Below are 21,017 nucleotides of genomic sequence, written 5' to 3' on the forward strand. Positions count from 1 at the left end.
GCTTGATCTATTTTCTTAAGAAAAACCTCCTGCTGAAGTTTTCCTGTATAGGTCTTTTTAAAAAACAATGACTCCCTCTTGAAGCTTAAGGAGTCATTGTTTATATATACTCTTCAACTCATTTAGGACGACTTGGGTGTAATAACAACCCGCCGGTTCGGTTCTTCGCCCTTGCTGTACGTCTTCACGGCTCCATGTGACTGGAGTTTAGCGTGAATCACCTTCCGCTCAGCAGCAGGCATAGGCTCAAGCACAATCTCTTTACGGGTCTTCAGTACCCGTCCCGCTAACCGATCCGCCAGATCCTCCAGCGTCTTCTTGCGACGGTCTCGGAAGTTCTCCGCATCCAGTACGATGCGAAGATAGCTGTTGGAATAACGGTTAGCTACGATATTCGCCAGATACTGAAGGGCATCCAGAGTCTGACCTCTACGCCCGATCATCAGTCCGAGTCCGGCGCCAGAAATTTGAAGCGTGGTAAAGTCTCTCCCCTTCTCAACCTCAACCGAAATATCTAGCCCCATGGCTTGTCCGGTATCAACAAGAAAGGTGATGGCTTCCTGGTAAGGATCCTTGCCTTCAAACGAAGCTGTGGCAGGGTTCTCTATATCACTGCTGACAGCAGGAGCTTCCTGCGTCATGACAGAGGTATTGGAGACCTGAACCACTTTGGCCGGAACAGCTTGCGCGTTTGTAGGAAGTACTTCCTTCACAGATGAATCGCCGCCGGCACCGTCAGGCAGGAGCGTTAGTTCGACTTTCGCTTCCTTGACCCCGAACAGGCCCAGGAATCCTCTTGATGGCTGACTCAATACTTGAACCGATACACGGTCTTGACTTACACCCCATCGGGCCAGCCCTTGTGCGACAGCATCTTCAATGGTTTTTCCTGTTGCGACGATTTTACTCATCTCGACTTTTTGGCTCCCTTCGAACCTTTTTTCCCGCCTTTGCTGCCATTCTTTTTCCCGCCCTTGTTACCGCTCTTATTGCTCTTCTGACCGTCGGTAGCGCTGGCAACGCTTGCCACGACAGCAGCCTTGTCATTGTTGCGGTACAAGAAGTAGTTCTGCACGATCGTATAGAGGTTACTGTAGAACCAGTACAACGGAAGTGCCGAAGGGAACTGGAAGGACATTACAAAGATCAGAATCGGATAAACGAACAGCATGAACTGCATCATCCCCATTTGAGGAGACGGGTTCATCTTCATCATCATTTTTGTTTGGAAATAAGTGGTTACAGCGGCAAGCACCGGCAAAATAAACAGCTTGTCCGGTTGACCTAATTGCAGCCACAGGAATTCGTGATCACGAAGGAGATTGTTATAGTAAATCGAATGATAGAGTGCGATAAATATCGGCATTTGTACGATCAGCGGCAAACATCCCGCCATCGGATTAACCTTATTCTCCTGGAAGAGCTTCATCGTTTCCATTTGAACTTTTTCAGGTTGATCTTTATATTTCTCGCGAATTTTCTGAATTTCAGGCTGAATGGCCTGCATTGCCTTTGAGCTTCTGACCTGTTTCAGAGTCAGCGGTAAAATCAAGGTACGAACGATAAGCACCATCACGAGTACGGACAATCCGTATTCACCGTTAAACCATGTCGCAAACGTATCAAGTGCCCATGTAAAGTAATAAACAACGTTGCTCTGCCAAAAGCCTCCATTTTTCAAGTCTTCAATGGTACGCGTTTGGTCGGTTTCAGACGCACAACCCGATATAACGGCCACTGCGAGTATTACAGCGGTGAGGAGGAACCATTTTCCTCGTCTTGTCTTCATGAACGACACTTCAAAACCCCTCTCTTCGCCATTCCATTCCACGGTAAATCATAACATATTTATATGGACAAATAAACACATGGTTCAGCCCCTCTTCGCTTTCAGAAGGGACGATTTCCTCAATACATGAAGCACGCTTTTCTCCAGCTCCTGATAAGACTTGTCGAGCGCTCCCTTTCGAACGATAAAGATCAGGTCGATATGCTCGATAATCTGGTGCTGATGGTGCCTGACAATCTCTTTAACCAGCCGTCTCATCCGGTTGCGGACAACCGCATTGCCGATCTTTTTGCTGCACGAAACGCCGACGCGAAACTGCTCTACCTCTTTTTTGCGCGACCAATAGACAACAAATTGATGATTGGCGAAGGACTTTCCGTGTCGATATACCCGGCTGAAATCAGCGCGGTTCCGTAAACGAAGTTTTCTATGCACAAGTTTCTCCCGCCCTGCCGTTAATCAAGTTCAATAATCATAAGCCTCTTTGGCATCTCTTCTATTATAAGAGTATAGTCATGCCAAAACCGCGATAAACACTCCAATTGGAATACTTTAAGCCTACTTTAGCTTATATTCTACCGGTTTCATAAGGAAACTCCTCACACTGCAGGATATATTACGAAAAAAAGACCACCTCGGTGGTCTTCGTGGCCCAATATTACGCGCTCAGTACTTTTCTGCCTTTTTGACGGCGGTTAGCCAATACTTTGCGTCCGTTCTTCGTGCTCATTCTTTTACGGAAGCCATGTACCTTTTTACGTTTGCTTACATTCGGTTTGAAAGTCGGTCTCATGAATTAATGCACCCCCTTACAGGAATATGTCTTACCCATATTTTAAGATCATAACGTCAATCGACGCACTTTCACGGAAGAATAGACCGCGATTTGTTGAACCGACGTCTATGGACGTATCTCTTGTAAACAGACCGCTAAATGGTAGCGGATAATGTTCTCATCTTCACAGAAAATGCCTTTATACATTTAATCACGTTCAGGCCCAAAAGTCAAACCTTACTTGACCTCGGCAAGCACTTAAGTTTTCCACAAGTAGTCATTATTGCTAGTTTTGAATTATCCACATGGGGATAACCTACTAAAACATTGTGGATGTCATTTTTCGATTTCCATGTAAGTCCTTTCATCCCTCGCATGCCCCTTATTTACACAAGAGGTATAAAGGAGTAGTATAAATAATTGAATTTAAGTTGTATACAAGTATACACCTAAGAAGGAGTTGCATTGTTTTATGAAAATAGGCATGATCGGTCTGGGGAAAATGGGCCTCAATCTGGTTCAGAATCTGATTCATCATCAGCATCAGGTCGTAGCTTACGACTTAAATACGGAATTGGTCGATCAAGCTGCCCAGTGCGGTGCCGAAGCCGCAGCATCAACTGAATTGCTCGTTGCGAAACTGGATAAACCCCGCATCGTATGGATGATGGTGCCTGCCGGAAATATCGTGGATTCCGTCATTGATTCTCTCACTCCGCTCCTCGAGTCCGGTGATATTCTGATTGACGGCGGCAACTCGCATTATAAAGATTCCAAATCCCGTGCAGCACGTCTGGCGGACCAAGGCATTCATTATTTTGATGCCGGCACTTCCGGAGGCATGGAAGGCGCTCATCATGGTGGCTGCTTTATGATTGGGGGCAATCGCGACATATTCACCAGCATTGAGCCCCTGTTTAAGGATATGGCTGTCGAGAACGGTTACTTGTATGCCGGCGAAAGCGGCAGCGGCCATTTTCTGAAGATGGTCCATAACGGAATCGAATACGGCATGATGCAATCCATTGCGGAAGGCTTTGAAGTATTGGAAAAAAGCGCATTCGACTTCAACTATGAGGATGTCGCCCGGGTATGGTCTAATGGATCCGTCATTCGCAGCTGGCTCATGGAGCTGACACAAAATGCATTTTCCAAGGATCCGAAGCTGGATGGCATCAAAGGTGTGATGAAATCGTCCGGCGAAGGAAAGTGGACCGTAGAAACGGCACTTGAGGTACAAGCCAGCGCACCGGTTATCGCCATGTCGCTGTTTATGCGCTATCGATCCCTTGACCAAGATACGTTCCACGGCAAAGTCGTTGCAGCGCTGCGTAATGAATTCGGCGGCCATGCGGTTGAGAAGTCGGAATAACGTTGATTCTCTTCTATAAACCTGCTGCTTCTTAAGGGCATCATGTCATAGCCTCATCATGGTCCCTTCTCCTTTCGATGTGGTATCATTACCACTAGATAAAATTAGAATCAGTACGGATTGGAGAATTATGCTATGAAATTTCCCTCAACATGGCTTCAAGGGGCCTCTCTAGGAGAGGCCATCGCCAGTGAACTGAGATTGCAGATTATTAGCGGCACCATCAAGCGCGGAGAAATCCTGTCCGAGAATCGAATTGCAAGTGAATTCGGCACCAGCCGATCTCCTGTGCGGGAAGCAATGAAAACGCTGTCCAGCGAAGGACTGATCCAATTGGAGCGCATGGGCGCCGTTGTCATGGGCTTATCGCTTAAAGAAGTAGAGGAATTATACGATGTTCGTTTCCTTATCGAGAGCTTTGTTCAAGGCCAGGTGTTTGCGAATCCCCAGCCGGAATTAATCCAGCATTTAAAACAAATCGTCGATCGGATGGAGCTTGCAGCCAAACATCAGGACCCGGTTGAATTCTCCTATCAGGATTTGGCTTTTCATGAACGGATTATTACGGAAGCGAACCATAAACGGATTCTTCATCTGTGGAAGAGCATTCGCCCTATCGTGATCACAGTCATGTTAATTACGACCCGTCAGGTGTTTGGTGGCGGAGGCACCAAGATTCGGTATGTCATGGACAAGCATCTTCAGCTAATTGCAGAGATGGAATCCCTGGATCCGGCACGGATCCAAACGGCGGTTCAGCATTACTTCGATGATTCCCGTCAGACGCTTCATCTTAGTTTTCCGGAGGGTTAGCTTAATCCTCCCTTCCTCCGTCTTACGAAACACGGTGCACGCTCTAAGTTGTCGACAAGTATACAATAGAATTCACCTTTGTTTTGGGTATACTACCGCAGAACAGCTCGATAATAATCATTTCCCAATTCAAAATGGGTAATCTATAGGAGGAAGCAAGATATGAATTCACTATTCGGTCTCAGTCATAATGCTACCTTAATGATCTGGACACTGCTGACGATCGTCTTCCTGATCGTGCTGATTTCCAAATATAAATGGAATCCTTTCGTAACCTTATTGATCTCCGCACTGAGCCTTGGTCTATTGACGGGCATGCAGCCTGCAGATGTGATTACTTCGATAACCGGCGGTCTTGGCGGAACGCTTGGAACGATTGCAATCGTTATCGCCTTAGGTACCATGCTCGGAAAAATGATGGCTGAATCCGGCGGCGCTGAACAAATCGCCACCACCCTCGTGGACCGCTTCGGCGAGAAGCGCGTCCATTGGTCCATGATGATTGTCGGCTTTATTGTCGGTATTCCCGTATTTTTCGAGGTGGGTGTCATCCTGTTGATTCCCATTGTCTTTACAGTTGCACGCAAAACGAAAATGTCCCTGCTGCACATCGGCATTCCGATTTTGGCCGGATTGTCCACCGTTCACGGTTTGGTACCACCGCATCCTGCTCCAATGATTGCTATTGAAGCTTATGATGCCGACCTTGGCATGACGATTCTCTACTCGTTCCTGGTCGGGATCCCGGCAGCGATACTGGCCGGCCCAGTGTTCGGCAAATTCATCGGCAAACGGATCCGAACCGAACCGCCCGAGGAGCTTGCCGAGCAGTTTTCAAGCAAAGCGGAGCGCGGTTTGCCCGGCTTTGGCATCACGTTGTTTACCATTTTGCTGCCGGTTATTCTGATGCTTATCGGTTCCGCAGCTGATATTATCGATCCGGAATCTACCAGCTTCATTTCCGTGTTCTGCAAGTTTATCGGTCATGAAATCATTGCATTGCTCATAGCTGCTGTCTTCTCCTTCTACTCGCTGGGATTCGCACGCGGCTTTAACAAACATGATCTGTCCCGCTTCACCAGCGAATGTCTTGCTCCAATCGCTACGATCATTCTGATCATCGGCGCAGGCGGCGCTTTCAAGCAGGTTCTGATCAACAGCGGCGTCGGCAATGCCATCGCCGAAATTGCAACCGGTGCAAATATCAACGTGATCCTGTTTGCGTGGCTTGTCGCGGCACTCATTCGGATCGCAACAGGTTCTGCAACCGTAGCCATGACAACCGCCGCAGGGATTGTCGCTCCTGTGCTTGCCATGACGCCTGGCGCCAATGTTGAGCTAGTGGTCCTCGCTACCGGAGCAGGCTCCATCGTACTGTCCCACGTGAATGATGCCGGCTTCTGGATGGTAAAAGAATTCTTTAACATGACGGTAGCCCAGACGCTGAAGTCCTGGACCGTGATGGAGACGATCCTGTCCCTGACCGGACTCGTGTTGGCTCTCGTTCTCAATGTAATTGTATAATGAAGCAATAAGACACATGGGGGCTCCTTGGAATGCTGATATTTTAAGCAGCGAACCGGGTGCCCTTACGTAGAAAGAAGGTATGTCTCATGAGTACTCAGAACTATATGATCGGTGTCGATATCGGTACAACCAGCACCAAGGCCGTCCTTTTCAAAGAGAATGGTGAGGTTGTAGCCAAAGCCGGCGGTGAATATCCGCTGCTCACCCCTACTCCCTCTACGGCCGAGCAAGATCCGGAGCAAATCTTTCAGACCGTCATTTCCTCTGTTCAAGGGGTCATGACGGAGAGCGGGATAGATCCTGCTCAAGTTCTATTCGTTTCTTTCAGCGCGGCCATGCACAGCGTCATCGCCGTAGATAGCCAAGGCAGCCCGTTGACTCGATGCATTACATGGGCCGACAACCGCAGTGCTGCCTGGTCTGCGAAGCTCAAAAAAGAACTCGGCGGCATGGAGCTGTACCTTAGAACCGGAACTCCGATTCATCCGATGTCACCTGTGACCAAGCTAATGTGGATGCGCCATGAGCTGCCCTCCCTCTTTAACCAAGCAGCCAAATTCATTTCGATTAAAGAATATGTTTATTTCAAACTATTCGGCCAATATATTGTAGACCACTCCATTGCCTCCAGTACCGGGATAATGAACCTCGAGGAACTGGCATGGGATCAGCAGGCGCTGGAGCTCGCTGGCATCACGGAGGATCATTTATCTACGATAGTACCAACTACACATATCATGGAAGGCCTGAAAAGCGAGTATGCCGCAGCCATGGGGCTTTCCACTTCCACACCCTTCGTGCTTGGAGCTGCCGACGGCGTCCTGTCGAACCTCGGCGTGAATGCCATCAAGCCGGGAGTCGTTGCCGCTACCATCGGTACGAGCGGTGCGATCCGTACGGTTGTCGACAAGCCGATGACCGATCCGAAAGGTCGTATTTTCTGCTACGCATTAACGGAGAAGCACTGGGTCATCGGCGGCGCGGTTAACAACGGCGGCATGATTTTTCGCTGGGTTCGCGATGAATTTGCAGCCTCCGAGGTCGAAACCGCCAAGCGGCTCGGCATCAATTCTTATGATGTACTAACCAAAATCGCGGACCGTATTCCGCCAGGATCGAACGGACTGCTATTCCATCCGTACCTGACCGGAGAACGCGCACCATTATGGGATCCGAATGCCCGCGGATCGTTCTTTGGTTTAACCCTGAATCATAAAAAAGAGCATATGATCCGCTCCGTGCTGGAGGGCGTGATCTTTAATATGTATACCGTTCTGCTGGCAATGGAGGAACAAATCGGCCGGCCGGCCAAAATTCACGCCACCGGCGGTTTCGCCCGTTCACCGATCTGGCGGCAGATGATGGCGGATATTTTTGACCAGCAGGTGATCGTGCCGGAGAGCTACGAGAGCTCTTGCCTTGGCGCCGTAGTCCTCGGTCTGTACGCTACAGGAAGAGCGGATTCGCTCGACATTGTAGAGACGATGGTCGGCGGTACGCATGAACACCAGCCAGTGAAGGAAAGTTCTGATGTTTATAAGGCTCTGCTGCCCATCTTCATCCGCATTTCACGGAAGCTGGAAGAAGATTATGAAGCCATTACCGAATTCCAGCGCCGATTCGAGCAATCGTAAGATTACTATAGAAGGAAAAACCTCTATTCGACGAATATACTTGAGATGAAGACAGACCGCATGCAGATATTGTTTTTCTTGCGATATGTCATGCTGCGAGGTTTATTTTTTCTGAATATATTAAAAAAAAGCCTGTTTTCGATGGATCCGATCCATGGCGAAAACGGGCTTTTTGTCATAATGCCTGAGAAAAAAATATCCACAGTGAGAGTCCCATACCGAAAATTCCCCCTGCCTTACACATGAAGAAGTAGAAATCGCTGGGCTCGGGTTTATCATACATCCAATTCGAGGGTGATATATGAAACAAAAAGCGCTGAAAGGCTTCATACCGGAAACCGCACCAGGCATAAACCAGCATCACGAGTGCCAATACGAAGAATCCTACCCTGCCATTAGGGTCGTGAAACTGCTCGTCGGCAGCCTTGGCCAGCTCCGTGGGGAAATAACGAGGCTCTTCCGGATCCAATCGAATTTGCCCGCCTCATCGCTGATTCTGATGCCGGGAGCCATCATTTCCCCCTTCTCGTCGTAAGCAAGAAAGCTCCGGTCTCCAAAAGGTTTCACGAGGTAGGTCCTACCGTCAGGATAACGCACTTCATATGATGCAGAATGGCCTGATTCCTTTCCATATGCTCGGATTTCATATACCTCGTTCGCAATCTCTACCCGTTTCTCATCTTCATAAGTATGAAGTAGTAACCCTATTCTTCTCCATTTGATGAAGTTACTTTCCGTCCGCACGTGGTTCCCCCGTTCTGAAAAAAAGCCCTCAATTGGAAATCTATCGATTCCATTTGAAGACTATCCACAGCCATTTTTCACCTTTGGTCGATTTGTTGGTTGCTAGAACATTCAACCATAAGTTATGAACAGATGGTGGGAGAAGAAAATTCTGCTTGCGAATCGGACAACCTGTGAATAATTTTTTGCGCATTGAGGCCAATGATGTCGAAGGCTAAACAAATTATAAACAATATATAGTGGTGTGAATAAAAATTATGCACAACGTATTGAATTTGTGGATAAATTAGCGACATACATTGAAAATAAGGCCTTCTTTTGCTATGATGATATTACTTTTGGTTGTGAATATGTGAATGAAGCTATAATATTATCAACAGGCTGTGGATAAAGTTGTGAACAATTTCAATTTATCCATATTTTTTTGTTTCCACAGGAGTTAGTTCTGGGGATAATTAGACATCATTCATTTTCTTTCGACAATTCCACACATGGCTCTAGCCACATTTGGAAGATTTAAAGGAGTGACAGTTTTGGAAAGCCATACTTCCGAATTATGGCAAGAAATATTATCGATCATACAAACCAAGCTGAGTAAACCGAGTTTTGACACTTGGTTTAAAGCTACCAAGGCATTGACCATTAACGATCACTCCGTCGTCATTTCCGCACCGACAACGTTTGCTGTGGAATGGCTGGAGAGCCGATACACCAAGCTGGTTAGTGCAACCGTATTGGAGGTGGTGGGCAAGCAGGTGGATGTCCGCTTCGTCATTGAGGAGGCCAAAGGACACGAACCTGTGCCGCAGCAGATCTCGCCGCCGCTTGAAATATCCGGGGAAGAAATTCAGTCTCACATGCTGAATCCGAAGTATACGTTTGATACCTTTGTCATCGGTTCAGGCAACCGTTTCGCCCATGCTGCGTCGCTCGCTGTTGCCGAAGCTCCGGCTAAGGCGTATAACCCATTATTCCTTTATGGTGGAGTGGGACTTGGAAAAACCCACTTGATGCATGCCATCGGCCACTATATTTTGGAGCACAATCCCAGCAGCAGAGTCGTGTATATTTCCTCCGAGAAATTCACCAACGAGTTCATCAACTCCATTCGGGACAACCGCGCTGAAAGCTTCCGCAACAAGTACCGTAGCGTCGATATTCTGCTCATTGACGATATTCAGTTCTTGGCAGGCAAAGAATCGACGCAGGAGGAATTTTTCCATACGTTTAACGCTCTGCACGAAGAGCGGAAGCAGATTATCATATCCAGTGACCGTCCGCCCAAGGAGATTCCGACGCTGGAAGAACGGCTCCGTTCCCGGTTTGAATGGGGATTGATCACCGATATTCAACCGCCGGATCTGGAGACGCGGATCGCCATTCTTCGCAAGAAAGCGAAGGCCGAGAATCTGGATATTCCGAACGAAGCCATGATGTATATCGCCAATCAGATTGATACGAACATTCGTGAACTCGAAGGTGCCCTGATCCGTGTCGTTGCCTATTCCTCCCTGACCAATCAGGACGTAACAACGCATCTGGCAGCGGAAGCCCTGAAGGATATCATCCCGTCCAGCCGGCCGCGAATGATTACGATTCAGGACATCCAGCAGAAGGTTGGCGAGTATTACAACCTCAGGCTGGAAGACTTCAAAGCCCGCAAGCGAACCAAAGCCGTCGCGTTTCCGCGGCAAATTGCCATGTACCTGTCCCGCGAATTAACCGACTATTCCCTTCCCAAGATCGGAGAAGCATTCGGAGGCCGGGATCATACCACTGTCATCCATGCCCATGAGAAGATTACCCAATCTCTGAAAAATGACCAGGAGCTGTTCAAAGTGGTCAATAATATTACGGAGAAAATCAAAAATCCAACCTGAACAAGTTCAAAGCCTATGCACAATCTATACACATGTGGATAGGCTTAATTTTATGCCTTTTCTGGGGCTTATCCACATATTCAGTGCCCCTATTACTATTACTAATAATAATTAATAAATAATTTAACCATAAAGAGGGGGATCCTCTTGGCATTCGCCAAGTGAAAAAACCCCCTCTCATTTTTCCGTAAGGAGTGAAATTGATGAAAATCAGCATATTAAAAAATGTATTAAACGAATCCATTCAACACGTATCCAAGGCGATTTCCAGCCGAACTACAATTCCGATCCTCAGCGGCATTAAACTGGATGTCACGTATTCAGGTGTCACACTAACAGCTAGCGATACTGATATTTCCATTCAATCGTTTATTCCTGCGGAAGATGAGAAGCACACCATCGTCCAGGTAGAGCAGCCTGGTAGCGTTGTGCTGCCGGCCAAATTTTTTGTTGAAATCATCAAGAAACTCCCTTCCCAAGAAATCCAGATGGAGGTAAAAGAGAACTTCCATACCTTTATTTCTTCGGGAGCTACGGAAATTCAGATGGTGGGTTTGGACCCGGAAGAATTCCCGGTATTGCCTAACATTGAAGACAGCCAAACCGTTTCTTTGCCTGGAGATCTGCTGAAAAACATGATCAAGCAAACGGTATTCTCCATTTCCACCCATGAAACAACGCCTATTTTGACCGGGGTATTATGGAGTCTGAACGACAATGAGCTGAAATTTACCGCTACAGACCGCCACAGATTGGCAACTCGCTCTGCACAGCTGGACAATGCACAGGATATTTCGTTCAACAATGTTGTCATTGCGGGTAAAACGCTGAATGAGCTGAGCAAAATTATTCCGGACCAAAATACGCTGGTGGATATCGTTGTGGCCGATAATCAGGTATTATTTAAAATTGACCGTGTTCTGTTCTATTCCCGTATACTGGACGGCATTTATCCCGATACTTCTAGAATTATTCCAACATCGCATAAAACAGAACTCGTTTTGGACACAAAAAAATTAAGCGAGTCGATCGACCGCGCCTACCTGCTCTCCAAAGAGGAGAAAACGAATATTGTTCTTCTGCAAACGATGGAACATGGCGGCATCGAGATCTCTTCCAGCTCCTCCGAGCTTGGTAAAGTGCGTGAAGAATTGGATCTGATCGATTTCAAAGGGGAGCCGCTGCGCATCTCGTTCAACTCCAAATACATGCTGGACGTGCTAAAGGTGGTTGAAAGCGAACAGCTGATGATCGCTTTCATGGGGGTTATGAGCCCGATCATTCTTAAACCGCTCGATGACAGCAAGAGCCAATATATTATTCTGCCGTACCGTACGGCCAATTAAAGTTATCCCCATGTTGATAGGGGATGAAAGGACGAGGTCATGAAACAAATATTTATCCACAGTGAATATATCAAGCTGGATCAGTTCTTGAAGCTTTCAGATTGCGTATCCACAGGTGGGATGGCGAAGGCGCTGCTTGCGGAAGGAGCGGTTCTGGTCAACGACGAGAAGGAAGAGCGGCGAGGACGCAAACTGGTTCCTGGCGACATCGTCAAGGTGGAGGACTGCGGGACGTTTCAGGTGGCAGCACAATAGACAGCCTCCCGCAGCCGCTTTGGCGCTAAGCGCGGAAGATGAGGGAGAGGATAAGCTTGTTTGTCAAAAATGTCAGCCTGCAGCACTATCGAAACTACGAGAAGCTGCAGCTTGAGCCGTTTGGTGACGTTAATTTGATTATCGGACGCAATGCTCAGGGAAAGACGAATTTGATGGAGGCGCTCTTCGTGCTTGCTTTAACGAAGAGCCACCGTACCTCCAAGGATCGCGAATTGATTGGATTCGAGCAGTCCAGTGCCCATATAGCAGCCGAGATTGACCGCAAGTACGGAGCTTTGAAGCTGGAGCTAAGCTTGTCCCAGCAGGGGAAGAGGGCAAAAATCAACGGACTCGAGCAGCGGAAGCTTAGCGATTTCATCGGCTCGCTCAATGTCGTGATGTTTGCACCCGAGGATCTGGAGATTGTCAAAGGCACGCCGGGGGTTCGCCGCCGGTTTCTTGACATGGAGATCGGACAGGTGGCGCCAAGCTATCTGTTTCATCTGCAGCAATACCAGAAGGTGCTTGTGCAGCGCAACAATCTGCTGAAGCAATTATGGGGAAAGGGCAGCGCCGAACAAGCGATGCTGGACATTTGGAACAGCCAATTGGCAGAACATGGTGTTAAAATCGTCAAGAAGAGGAAACAATTTATAAAAAAGCTGCAAAAGTGGGCTGAGAGCATTCATCAGGGAATCACAAACGGCCTGGAAGAGCTCTCTTTACACTACCTTCCGTCCTTTGCTGACGCGGAGGAAGAAGATGAAGCTGTCTTATTTGAGACATTTATGATAAAATTATCACAAATGAAAGAGCAAGAAATACGGCGTGGTATGACATTGGCAGGTCCTCATCGAGATGATCTGGCTTTTTATATTAATGGCAAAGAAGTCCAAACGTATGGATCTCAAGGTCAGCAGCGGACGACGGCGCTATCTTTGAAACTGGCTGAAATCGAGCTGATACAGGAAGAGATCGGTGAATATCCGGTGCTGCTTCTGGATGATGTGCTTTCTGAATTGGATCCGTACCGGCAGACACAATTGATCGAGACATTCCAGAGCAAAGTGCAGACATTCATCACGGCGACGGGCATTGAGAGTTTGAATACCGACAAATTGAAGGGTGCCAGCATTTTTCATGTCCATGACGGACAGGTGGGCTCTTAAGGGAGTGATTCCATATGTATATTCATTTGGGCGGAGAGAAGATCATCCGTTCGTCGGAGCTGGTTGGGATTTTTGATATCTCGATAGAGAAATCTTCTAAAATCTCCAAGCAGTTCGTCACGCATGCCCAGCAGCATAAAGTCGTGGAGATGATTGGCGAAGAGGATCCGAAATCCATTGTGGTGACGAAATCGATCGTCTATTACTCTCCGATCTCCTCTGCAACGCTTAAGAAACGAGCAAATCATTTTGTAGCTCAGGCATAACAGAATCTGTAGAAGTAGGTGAAGGCATGTCTATGAATCAACCGACATATGATGAGAATCAGATTCAGGTACTGGAAGGATTGGAAGCCGTTCGTAAACGTCCCGGGATGTATATCGGGTCTACCAGTGCCAAGGGTTTGCATCATTTGGTATGGGAAGTTGTGGACAATAGTATTGACGAAGCGATGGCGGGAATATGCGACCATATCGAAATCATTGTCCATGAGGATAACAGTGTTACCGTTGTCGATAACGGGCGCGGAATTCCGGTCGGCGAGAACGCCAAACTGAAGAAGTCGACGCTGGAAGTCGTTATGACCGTCCTTCATGCCGGCGGTAAATTTGGCGGCGGCGGATATAAAGTATCCGGCGGTCTGCATGGTGTTGGTGTCTCGGTCGTGAATGCACTGTCTTCGAAAGTCGTGGTTCAAGTCAAACGTGACGGGCACATCTACCAACAGGAGTATCATCGCGGCGTACCTCAATATGATATCAAGGTCATCGGGGATTCCGACGATACTGGTACAACCGTAACCTTCCTGCCGGATCCGGAGATTTTCACGGAAACAACGGAATATGATTACAACACGCTGCTTACGCGGATTCGTGAGCTGGCGTTCCTGAATAAGGGCATTGCGCTTACGCTGACGGATGAACGTACAGGTGCCTCCGACTATTTCAAATACGAGGGCGGAATCATTGAATACGTCAAGTTCCTGAATGAGAAGAAGGAAGCACTGCACGAAGACCCTATCTATGTTGAGGGCTCACGGGATAATATTCAGGTCGAAGTATCGCTCCAGTATAACGACAGCTATACCGAGAATATTTATTCTTTTGCAAATAATATCAACACGCACGAAGGCGGAACGCACGAATCCGGCTTTAAGAGTGCGCTCACTCGGATTATCAATGACTATGCCCGCAAAACGGGATTGATCAAAGATAATACCAACAACCTGTCGGGTGACGATGTGCGTGAGGGATTGACGGCAATCATCTCGGTTAAGGTACCGGAGCCGCAGTTCGAAGGACAAACCAAAACCAAGCTCGGCAACAGTGAAGTGCGCGGTATTGTGGAGTCCTTGTTCGCTGAGAAGCTGCAGGAGTTCCTGCAGGAGAATCCGTCGGTTTCCCGTCGGATCCTGGAGAAGGCGCTCCAGGCATCACGTGCTCGTGAAGCGGCGCGTAAAGCCCGCGAGATGACACGCCGGAAGAGTGCGCTTGAAGTCAGCGCATTGCCGGGTAAACTGGCAGACTGCTCTTCCAAGGATGCCTCCATCAGTGAGCTGTACATCGTCGAAGGTGACTCTGCCGGCGGATCCGCCAAGCAGGGACGCGATCGGCATTTCCAAGCCATTTTGCCGCTTCGGGGTAAAATTCTCAATGTGGAAAAGGCGCGGCTTGACCGCATCCTCTCCAATGCGGAGATCCGGGCGATCATTACGGCGCTGGGCACGGGGATTGCGGAAGATTTCGATCTGTCCAAGGCCCGTTACCACAAAATCATTATTATGACCGATGCCGACGTTGACGGCGCGCATATTCGTACCTTGCTGCTGACGTTCTTCTACCGTTACATGCGTAAGTTGGTGGAAGCGGGTTATATCTATATCGCCCAACCCCCGCTCTTCAAGATCGAGCGCAATAAGGTGATCCGTTATGCCGGCAGCGAGAAAGAACGCGACGAGATCATTAAGGAATTCGGTGAGAACGTCAAAATTAACGTACAGCGATACAAAGGTCTCGGCGAGATGAATGCCGGACAGCTGTGGGAGACAACGATGGATCCGGAAAGCCGTACCATGCTTCAGGTGACCATCGAAGATGCGATCCTAGCCGATACGTTGTTTGATACCCTGATGGGCGATAACGTGGAGCCACGGCGGGATTTCATTCAAGAGCATGCGAAGTCGGTCCGTAATCTGGACGTATAAAGTTAATAATTCAAAATGGGGCATCCCAAGGTCTGTGAAGGCCTCAGGGACTGCCCCTTTATTTTTACGATAGATGCGATTTGGTGTGTTCACCCTATATCCTGAATCTTGGGATTAACTCATATATCGCAGGCTAACCGGTCTTTTTGGCTTTTTTCTTGCCGGTTAAGTTACGCCCATAAGCGGTTGCATATTTTTTTACTTGATTGTAGATGCTGGGATCTTTGAAAAATTTCTTGAAAGGGAACAGTGCAGGTTTGGTATTAACCTCCAAGATCCAGATATTCCAGCGACCGTCGATGGCAATATCGAGGCCGATTTCTTTCAGCTTGGGATAGGATTTCTGCAGCTGCGATGCGACATTCACCCCAAGCACATTCAGCTCTTTACGGATGTTCTCTGCTTCTTCCGCCGTCATATGCTCGGTCATCAGTGGTTTATAGTGCTGGGCTGCCCCACCGCTATGGTGGTTGGTAATGATTTTATTCTTGGCCGCTACCCGCCCGATTATTCCTGTGCTCACCCACTGGCCAGAAGGACTCTTCTGAGTAAGTACACGTAGATCAAAGGGGCGGCCCTTATGGCGAAGCAGATGAATGCCTTGCTGAATGAGATACTCCTTCCCCTGAAACAAAGCGCTCAGTGTTTTATCGAGACTCTCCAGGGAGGTAAATATTTCGGTTTTCTGTTCATAACGAAGCTTGTAGGAAGTGGTCGTGGTTTCGTCGGCATCTCCATCTTTGGATTGGAGCTGCTCGACTGACATGACGCCGACGCCGTAGGTCCCCCGGTCAGGTTTGATATAAACAAGTGTATGTGTGCCCAGCATGTCACCAAGCGCCTCCAATGAATACTGGCGGGTAGAAGGAACATAAGAGGCGAGACCTTTATTTTTCAAGAGTATTTTCGTTTTCGCCCACTTGCTTGCAACGCGTTGGATAGTCAACCATCTTCATCCTTTCCAGCTGTATGATGGGAGTGACAGGATTTGGCCTGCCTCGTAAACAAACTCGTGTCCATCCGGTTGATTTTGAAAGAATCGGGGCATCTCCAGCAAGAGAGCTTAAACCCGGAAAACATAGGACAAGTATGACAAACAGTGGTATAATATAAAGATGTGATGCTACGAAAAGTCCTGTGCAATGCATTGTATGTGAAAAGGGGCACGGAGGACAGGGCGTATATCCCGGTTTCCGGGCAAAAATCATTCTTTCACTTGATCCATCCCGTGTTTAATTGTGCACGGTTTGTGAAAGTAATATAATAAAGGTTAGTGCGTTTTTAGGTTTCTGATCACTATTCTGCTTTTTTCACATAGATCAAGGCATGGTTGATAGGAAAATGAAGGAGGTCCAGCATGGCGGAAGAAAATTTCTCCCAAATCAAAGATCGTGACATTGGTACCGAGATGCGCGAGTCCTTTATGGACTACGCGATGAGTATCATTGTCAGCCGGGCTTTGCCGGATGTACGGGACGGAATGAAGCCAGTACACCGTCGTATTTTATATGCGATGTCCGAACTTGGAATGGCCCCGGATAAACCGCATAAGAAATCGGCAAGAATTGTTGGCGAGGTTATCGGTAAGTACCATCCTCATGGTGATTTCGCAGTTTATGAATCCATGGTTCGGATGGCGCAGGACTTCTCCATGCGTTATATGCTTGTTGATGGACACGGAAACTTCGGTTCCATTGACGGCGATATGGCAGCGGCTATGCGTTATACCGAGGCTCGTTTATCGAAGATTGCTATGGAAATGCTGCGTGATATTAATAAAGAGACTGTAGACTTTGCTCCTAACTATGACGGTGAGGAACAGGAGCCGGTCGTTCTTCCTGCGCGTTATCCTAACTTGCTGGTAAACGGCGTGTCCGGGATCGCAGTAGGTATGGCTACCAATATTCCGCCTCATAATCTCGGTGAAGTTATCGATGGCGTTCAGGCAATGATTCGAAACCCTGATATCACACCGATGGAGCTGATGGAATATATTCAAGGACCGGATTTCCCAACAGCGGGATATATTCTGGGGCGTGAAGGGATCCGCCAAGCCTACCGCACGGGCCGAGGGTCCGTTACGATGCGGGCAAAGGCGACCATTGAAGAGAATAACAACAAGGCGCGCATTGTTGTTCACGAGATTCCGTATCAGGTGAACAAGGCTCGTCTGGTTGAGAAGATCGCGGAACTGGTTCGCGATAAGCGAATTGATGGCATTACCGATCTCCGCGACGAGTCGGACCGTAACGGTATGCGGATTGTTATTGAGCTGCGCCGGGACGTTAATCCGAATGTCGTTCTGAATAACCTGTACAAGCATACGGCCATGCAGTCTAATTTCGGTATTAACATGCTGGCCATCGTAAACAATGAGCCGAAAATTTTGAACCTGCGTGACGTGCTGTTCCACTATTTGGAGCATCAGGTTGTTGTTATCCGTCGCCGGACCGAGTTTGAACTGAAGAAGGCGGAAGCTCGGGCTCATATTCTCGAAGGTTTGCGAATTGCGTTGGATCATCTCGATGAGGTTATTGCCCTCATTCGCGCGTCACAGACTACAGAGGCAGCTCGCGAAGGCTTGATGGAGCGTTTCGGTCTCAGTCATGAGCAGGCGCAGGCCATTCTGGATATGCGTTTGCAGCGCCTGACCGGACTCGAGCGCGAGAAGATTGAGAACGAGTACCAAGAATTGCTTGCCAGAATCGCGGAACTGCGCGAGATCTTGGCTAATGAGCATCTTGTGCTTCAAATTATCAATGATGAGCTCCAAGAGATTAAGGAGCGCTTCTCGGATGAACGCCGTACCGAAATTACGGTCGGGGAAGACAGCATCCTGGATGAGGATCTGATTCCACGGGAAGAAGTGATCATCACCATTACGCATACCGGTTACATCAAGCGTCTGCCTGCGAACACCTATCGCAGCCAGAAGCGGGGCGGCCGCGGCGTTGTGGGGATGGATACGAAGAGCGAAGACTTTGTCGAGCATCTCTTCGTCACGAATTCCCACCACTACCTGATGTTCTTCACGGACAAAGGGAAGGCGTACCGGTTGAAAGCCTATGAGATTCCAGAGCTTAGCCGTACCGCCCGCGGAACGCCGATCATCAACCTGATTCAGATTGAACAGGGCGAGTCGATCAATGCCGTGATCCCGGTGGAGAACTTTGACAGCGATAATTTCTTGTTCTTTGCCACGCGCCAGGGTGTCGTTAAGAAAACTCCGCTTGAGGATTATGTCAATATCCGCAAGGGCGGTCTGATTGCGATCAACCTGCGCGAGGATGATTCCCTGATCGAGGTTAAGCTGACAGATGGTCAGCAGGAGATCATCATGGGAACGGCTCAAGGCATGTCCATCCGCTTCAAGGAGAGCGATGTTCGCTCGATGGGAAGAAGCGCGACGGGGGTTAAAGGGATTACGCTCGATGACGATGACGAAGTCATTGGCATGGACGTGGTGGACCAGGAGCTTGATATCCTTATTGTAACGACCAAAGGTTACGGCAAGCGGACGCCTGCAAGCGACTACCGCAGTCAGACCCGTGGCGGCAAAGGGATCAAGACCATCAATATTACGGAGAAGAATGGACCGGTCGTGGCACTTAAGGTCGTGAAATCGGAAGAGGATCTCATGATTATTACGGCAAGCGGCACTATCATCCGTACGAGCATGGAGGGCATCTCTACCATGGGCCGTTATGCTCAGGGCGTGAAGCTGATCAACATCCGTGAGGATGATTCCGTAGGTACCGTGTGCCGCGCGGACAAGAGCGATGAGCCTGAAGCGGGTGAAGAGGAAGAAGAAGGTCAAGACGGCACAGAGCCGGTTGAGCCGACAGAAGAATAAACAAATAGTATCGAGCATGAATGCAGATTTGCATTCATGCTCTTTTTTTGTTTTACCGGATTACAAATTCAGGGAAATGGTATTGTACAGGCCGCGAAAGACGAACTATAATATGTATAATATAAGGTGAAGTTTGCTGCCGTGACGCAGCTTAATAGATGGAGAGGGTTGATCATGACGATCAAAGCCGTGAACGAAGTGGTGGCTGGAGTAAAGCTGGCCAAAGATGTGCATACGCCTCTGGGGGGCCTTTTGCTACAAAAAGGGAAGGTTTTGCTTCCCCGGGATCTAGAGGTTTTGAAAGCTTTCATGGTGGACCATGTAATTGTAGAATCCGTTGAAGCAGATAGCACAAGAATACCGACCGTAAAATCTGCCGGACAGAAGCCGTCGCTGATCTTTACGGGGAATCAACAGGGCAGTGGGAACGAAGAGGCACCTGTCCGAAAAGACTTGGCCTTGCATGAGGAATACGACAAGACCATGACCCTGGTCAAAAACTGTTACCAGTCCGCCATAACGGGCGAACTGCGAATGTATGAAGTTCGTAATCAAATGGACAACTTATTAAAACACCAACATGAGTATCATATCCTTAAATTCATTCCTCGCATGACCAATCGCCATGATTATCGGTATCACAGTGCCGTGCTATGTGCCCTTTCCTCCTATAAGCTTGCACAATGGGTGGGGCTCCCGCAGAAAGATTGGATGCAGGTTGCCTTTGCAGGACTGCTGCATGATATCGGAAATGCCAAGATTGATCCGATTGTGTTGAACAAACCTTCAAAACTAACCGAAGAAGAGAACGAAGAAGTGCGTCAGCATACGACCTACGGTTATCAGATTCTCAAGAATGTTGCGGCGGTGAATGAAGGAGTTCGGCTCGCAGCTCTCCAGCATCATGAGAAAGTAGATGGCTCGGGGTATCCACTGCGGCTGGAAGGGAACAAGATTCATATCTACGCCAAGATCGTTGCTGTTACGGATATCTTTCATGCGATGACACTGGATAAGTTCTATCGGAATGCTCAATCTCCTTATGTTGTGCTGGAACAAATTCAACTAGAGGCCTTTGGCAAGCTGGATCCAAAGATCGTTCAGACTTTTATTCAAAAGGTAACAGCCTTGCATTCGGGTACTCGAGTCCGGTTGAGTAATGGCACTTCGGGAGAAATCGTATTTACGGACGCCAAGCATCCAACGAGACCGATGGTATCGGTTCAGGGAGAGATCATTAACCTGATGCAACAGCGCCAACTCTATATAGAAGAAGTTATTTATTGATTTTCAAAAAAGGGTTGACCTACATAGGAATGCTGTGATATATTATTTCTTGCCGCTTCTGAGCGGGAATATATCGCAGCTTTCAATGAAATAAAAGTTTTCAAAAAAAGCTTGCTAAATAATTGAGAAAGTGATATATTATAAGAGTTGCTGGTGCGAACGAGATTCGCCGGTAACGAAGAAGTTGATCTTTGAAAACTGAACAACGAGTGAGTAAAACGAACCACTTCGGTGGAACGTTGAAATAGAGAATTGGACAAATTCTCGTCAGTTAAGAAATGAGCAAGTCAAACACTTTATTGGAGAGTTTGATCCTGGCTCAGGACGAACGCTGGCGGCGTGCCTAATACATGCAAGTCGAGCGGACTTG

18 protein-coding genes and 1 rRNA gene are annotated in these 21,017 nt (G+C 48.1%); 14 read left to right on the forward strand and 5 right to left on the reverse strand.

Annotated elements, in window-relative coordinates; all coding sequences use genetic code 11:
* Positions 1–122 precede the first annotated feature (122 nt).
* From jag to rpmH, 4 genes are all read right to left on the reverse strand, one after another.
* Positions 123–911, reverse strand: a complete 789-nt coding sequence (jag, locus tag ACQKPA_RS15785; protein ID WP_427493551.1) for an RNA-binding cell elongation regulator Jag/EloR — start codon at positions 909–911, stop codon at positions 123–125.
* Positions 908–1,798: a YidC/Oxa1 family membrane protein insertase gene (locus ACQKPA_RS15790; protein WP_427493552.1), complete on the reverse strand. Its 891-nt coding sequence runs from the start codon at positions 1,796–1,798 to the stop codon at positions 908–910. The genes jag and ACQKPA_RS15790 overlap by 4 nt, the downstream gene beginning before the upstream one ends.
* A 75-nt stretch (positions 1,799–1,873) precedes the next feature.
* Positions 1,874–2,224, reverse strand: a complete 351-nt coding sequence (gene rnpA, locus ACQKPA_RS15795; protein ID WP_009591465.1) for a ribonuclease P protein component — start codon at positions 2,222–2,224, stop codon at positions 1,874–1,876.
* A 223-nt stretch (positions 2,225–2,447) separates the two neighbouring features.
* Positions 2,448–2,582: a 50S ribosomal protein L34 gene (gene rpmH / locus ACQKPA_RS15800; protein ID WP_006207379.1), complete on the reverse strand. Its 135-nt coding sequence runs from the start codon at positions 2,580–2,582 to the stop codon at positions 2,448–2,450.
* Between the two features lie 454 nt (positions 2,583–3,036).
* On the opposite strand from rpmH, the gene gnd reads away from it, so the two are divergent.
* The 11 genes from gnd to gyrB all read left to right on the forward strand — a co-directional run bounded on the left by gnd (position 3,037) and on the right by gyrB (position 15,507).
* Entirely contained in the window at positions 3,037–3,936 is a 900-nt protein-coding gene (gene gnd, locus ACQKPA_RS15805; RefSeq protein WP_194540277.1) for a phosphogluconate dehydrogenase (NAD(+)-dependent, decarboxylating), read from the forward strand.
* A gap of 135 nt (positions 3,937–4,071) precedes the next feature.
* Positions 4,072–4,749, forward strand: a complete 678-nt coding sequence (locus ACQKPA_RS15810) for a GntR family transcriptional regulator (protein ID WP_427493553.1) — start codon at positions 4,072–4,074, stop codon at positions 4,747–4,749.
* A gap of 162 nt (positions 4,750–4,911) precedes the next feature.
* Positions 4,912–6,273 carry a GntP family permease gene (locus ACQKPA_RS15815; RefSeq protein WP_427493554.1) on the forward strand — a complete coding sequence of 454 codons (1,362 nt, stop codon included), beginning with the start codon at positions 4,912–4,914 and terminating at the stop codon, positions 6,271–6,273.
* Positions 6,274–6,362: 89 nt separating this feature from the next.
* Positions 6,363–7,910 carry a gluconokinase gene (gene gntK / locus ACQKPA_RS15820; protein ID WP_427493555.1) on the forward strand — a complete coding sequence of 516 codons (1,548 nt, stop codon included), beginning with the start codon at positions 6,363–6,365 and terminating at the stop codon, positions 7,908–7,910.
* A gap of 301 nt (positions 7,911–8,211) precedes the next feature.
* Positions 8,212–8,445, forward strand: a complete 234-nt coding sequence (locus tag ACQKPA_RS15825) for a hypothetical protein (protein WP_427493556.1) — start codon at positions 8,212–8,214, stop codon at positions 8,443–8,445.
* A gap of 742 nt (positions 8,446–9,187) precedes the next feature.
* On the forward strand, positions 9,188–10,534 hold the full coding sequence (dnaA, locus tag ACQKPA_RS15830) for a chromosomal replication initiator protein DnaA (protein WP_427493557.1): 1,347 nt from the start codon (positions 9,188–9,190) through the stop codon (positions 10,532–10,534).
* Between the two features lie 203 nt (positions 10,535–10,737).
* Positions 10,738–11,880, forward strand: a complete 1,143-nt coding sequence (dnaN, locus tag ACQKPA_RS15835; protein ID WP_427493558.1) for a DNA polymerase III subunit beta — start codon at positions 10,738–10,740, stop codon at positions 11,878–11,880.
* A gap of 39 nt (positions 11,881–11,919) precedes the next feature.
* Positions 11,920–12,135 (forward strand): S4 domain-containing protein YaaA, encoded by a 216-nt coding sequence (yaaA, locus tag ACQKPA_RS15840; protein ID WP_009591516.1) that lies wholly within the window; start codon positions 11,920–11,922, stop codon positions 12,133–12,135.
* A 56-nt stretch (positions 12,136–12,191) separates the two neighbouring features.
* Positions 12,192–13,304: a DNA replication/repair protein RecF gene (gene recF / locus ACQKPA_RS15845; RefSeq protein WP_427493559.1), complete on the forward strand. Its 1,113-nt coding sequence runs from the start codon at positions 12,192–12,194 to the stop codon at positions 13,302–13,304.
* Positions 13,305–13,318: 14 nt separating this feature from the next.
* Positions 13,319–13,570: an extracellular matrix regulator RemB gene (gene remB, locus ACQKPA_RS15850; protein ID WP_071219299.1), complete on the forward strand. Its 252-nt coding sequence runs from the start codon at positions 13,319–13,321 to the stop codon at positions 13,568–13,570.
* Between the two features lie 26 nt (positions 13,571–13,596).
* Entirely contained in the window at positions 13,597–15,507 is a 1,911-nt protein-coding gene (gene gyrB / locus ACQKPA_RS15855; RefSeq protein WP_100541344.1) for a DNA topoisomerase (ATP-hydrolyzing) subunit B, read from the forward strand.
* Between the two features lie 133 nt (positions 15,508–15,640).
* Here gyrB and ACQKPA_RS15860 read toward each other — a convergent pair whose 3' ends face one another.
* Positions 15,641–16,453, reverse strand: coding sequence for a YheC/YheD family protein (locus ACQKPA_RS15860; RefSeq protein WP_427493560.1), 813 nt, complete (start codon positions 16,451–16,453; stop codon positions 15,641–15,643).
* 411 nt (positions 16,454–16,864) lie between these two features.
* Here ACQKPA_RS15860 and gyrA point away from each other — a divergent pair, with 411 nt between their 5' ends.
* From gyrA to ACQKPA_RS15875, 3 genes are all read left to right on the forward strand, one after another.
* A complete protein-coding gene (gene gyrA / locus ACQKPA_RS15865; protein WP_427493561.1) occupies positions 16,865–19,360 on the forward strand; it encodes a DNA gyrase subunit A in 2,496 nt (831 codons plus the stop codon).
* A 174-nt stretch (positions 19,361–19,534) separates the two neighbouring features.
* Positions 19,535–20,647 carry an HD-GYP domain-containing protein gene (locus ACQKPA_RS15870; protein WP_427493562.1) on the forward strand — a complete coding sequence of 371 codons (1,113 nt, stop codon included), beginning with the start codon at positions 19,535–19,537 and terminating at the stop codon, positions 20,645–20,647.
* A 296-nt stretch (positions 20,648–20,943) separates the two neighbouring features.
* A 16S ribosomal RNA gene (locus ACQKPA_RS15875) occupies positions 20,944–21,017 on the forward strand; the annotation flags it as partial.

The organism is Paenibacillus sp. NPDC093718 (assembly GCF_050279985.1).
GTDB lineage: Bacteria > Bacillota > Bacilli > Paenibacillales > Paenibacillaceae > Paenibacillus_AQ.